This window comes from Streptomyces flavofungini (genome assembly GCF_041028215.1).
GTDB lineage: Bacteria > Actinomycetota > Actinomycetes > Streptomycetales > Streptomycetaceae > Streptomyces > Streptomyces flavofungini_B.
This window is the reverse complement of sequence record NZ_JASKYR010001026.1, coordinates 1-2,392: the sequence shown is the minus strand read 5'-3', so window position 1 is coordinate 2,392 and position 2,392 is coordinate 1. Positions and strand designations below refer to the sequence as shown.

Below are 2,392 nucleotides of genomic sequence, written 5' to 3'. Positions count from 1 at the left end.
GATCGGCCTGCTGCACCTGGTCGTGGCGGAGGGCCGCACGGACGAGGCGTTCATCGCGGAGCGCACCAGCGGATGGGAGGAGGCTCGGGCGGCGGCGATGGCGCACTGGCCCGAACTCGTCGAGCGGATCACCGGGGTGCCCGTGCCGCGGCACGGACCCGGCGGCGCGGGCGCATGTGGCGGAGGTCTGGGGCGTCGCCCCGGAGTCGCTGCCGGGCCCCGGCAGGTCGGCGTACGAACTGCTCGACGCGCTCGGCGGGGATGTGAAGGCGCTGCTCCTGATGGGCTCCAACCCGGTCGTGTCGGCGCCGGGGGCGGGGCATGTGGAGGGGCGGCTGCGTTCGCTCGACTTCCTCGCGGTGGCCGACGTGGTGCTCTCGGAGACGGCCGAACTCGCCGATGTGGTGCTGCCGGTGACGCAGTGGGCCGAGGAGAGCGGGACGGTGACGAATCTGGAGGGCCGGGTCCTGCTGCGGCGCCGTGCGGTGACCGCGCCCGCCAGGGTCCGCAGCGACCTGGAGGTTCTGCACGGCCTCGCCGCGCGCCTCGGGCACGGGAGGGGTTTCCCCGCCGAGCCGGAGGAGGTCTTCGAGGAGCTGCGCCGGGCGAGCGCGGGCGGGCCCGCGGACTACTCGGGGATCTCGTACGAGCGGCTGGCCGAGGGCGAGGGAGAGGGGCTGTTCTGGCCGTGTCCGGCGCCGCCCGCGCCCTCGGGGCCCCCGCATCCGGGGACGCGGCGGCTGTTCCTCGACCGGTTCGCCACCGAGGACGGGCGGGCGCGTTTCGTGCCGGTGGTGCACCGGGCGGCGGCGGAGGAGCCGGACGCGGAGTATCCGGTGCTGCTCACCACGGGGCGGGTGCTCGCGCAGTACCAGTCGGGGGCGCAGACGCGGCGGGTGGCGGAGCTCAACTCCGCCGCGCCCGGCCCGTTCGTGGAGCTGCATCCGCGGCTCGCGGCGCGGCTCTCGATCGCCGAGGGCGACGCGGTGGCCGTGGTGTCCCGGCGCGGCCGGGCGGTCGCTCCGGCGCGGATCACGTCGTCGATCCGGTCCGACACGGTGTTCATGCCGTTCCACTGGCCGGGCGAGGGGCGGGCCAACTCCCTGACGCACCCGGCGCTCGATCCCGTCTCGCGGATGCCGGAGTTCAAGGTGTGCGCGGTGCGGCTGGAGCGGGCCCGGGACTGAGAAACCCCGGGCCCGCTGGGGTCACCCGATGGCGCCCGGGGTCAGCGGCCCCGGGTCAGCGGATGCCCGCCGTCAGCAGAGGCGTCCGGTGTACCAGGCGCCGTCGACGTCCCCGGCCGCGCCGATCCAGGTGACGCCCGGAGCCACGCATCGCTCCGAGTTGGGGCCCCAGTCGTCGATTTCGATCACGATGTGCGAGCCGTCGCTCGTGCAGTGGTTGTAGTAGGCGTCGCTCGCCGTCTCGAAGAACCCGCACGGGTCCTTGACGGTGGGCGTCGAGGGGGCGGCGGAGGCCGTGGCCGCCAGGGACATGCCGAGGGTGAGGGTCACGGCTCCGATGAGAGCCGGCAGGGAACGGCGAACTCGCATGAGGCGACTCCTTGTTGGGACATGGTGCCAGGCACCGGCGTGCGCACCGATCGGTGCACACGGAGAGCTTCGCGGCGATGACTCCGGGTAGTCGCGCGGGGTCGCCCGGACGAGTGGTGGAGATCATCACATCGGGTGCGTCGGCGTTTGAGCTGCGGAAACAGCCTGGAGGGAGGGCAGTTGCGGGAGATGCGCGAGTGGCGCGGCGCCCGCGTCCGATCACTCTCCCGTCACCGTCACTCTCCCGTCACCGTCACTCGCCCGTCACCGTCCGCGCTACCCCGTCACCATCCGCGCTCCCCTCACCCTCCGCGCTCCCTCCGGCCGGTCTCCGGTCACCCTCCGAAGCAGCCGCCGTCCCCGCGGGCGGCGGTCCAGTCGCCGCCGCCGATCAGCGTTCCCGACGCCCGGAGCCGCGCGGCCACCCGGGGTGCCGCCACATAGACCCACGCCGGGACGGTGCTGCCGTCTGCGGTGCGGGTCACCTCGCGGACGACGCGCTCGTACAGGTTGCGGGGGTCGCCCGGCGCGTACACCTCCAGCAGGTCGAGGGCGGCGAGCAGCGGGTCGTGGGCGGCGGGGACGGCGGTGACGAGTTCACCGCGTATGGGTCCGGAGGCGCGGTCCTCCACGGCGTACGGATAGCCGGGGCCTTCGTACAGGGCCGCGCCCGGCAGTACGGCGGGTTCCTCGGTGCTCACGCGGCCGAGGAGGTAGGCGGCGTGGTTCGGCTCCCCCGGCCGCAGGGTGCCGTACACGAAGAAGGGCAGCCGAGGCGTCAGACCCCGGCGACCGGAAGCATCCATACGGTGATTGTGCACAGCGGGGGGCTGGGG

General features: G+C 74.2%; 2 protein-coding genes and 1 pseudogene. 1 reads left to right on the top strand and 2 read right to left on the bottom strand.

From position 1 onward, the window contains the following. A pseudogene (locus tag AB8Z36_RS37980) lies at positions 1-1,187 on the top strand (molybdopterin oxidoreductase family protein); the annotation flags it as partial. A 72-nt stretch (positions 1,188-1,259) separates the two neighbouring features. On the opposite strand, the gene AB8Z36_RS37975 reads toward AB8Z36_RS37980, so the two are convergent. Continuing rightward, positions 1,260-1,556, bottom strand: coding sequence for a DUF6355 family natural product biosynthesis protein (locus tag AB8Z36_RS37975; RefSeq protein ID WP_369217927.1), 297 nt, complete (start codon positions 1,554-1,556; stop codon positions 1,260-1,262). 335 nt (positions 1,557-1,891) lie between these two features. Beyond that, the gene (locus AB8Z36_RS37970; protein WP_369217926.1) at positions 1,892-2,362 is read right to left on the bottom strand and encodes a gamma-glutamylcyclotransferase family protein; all 471 of its coding nucleotides are present in this window, start codon (positions 2,360-2,362) and stop codon (positions 1,892-1,894) included. Between the last annotated feature and the right edge of the window lie 30 nt (positions 2,363-2,392).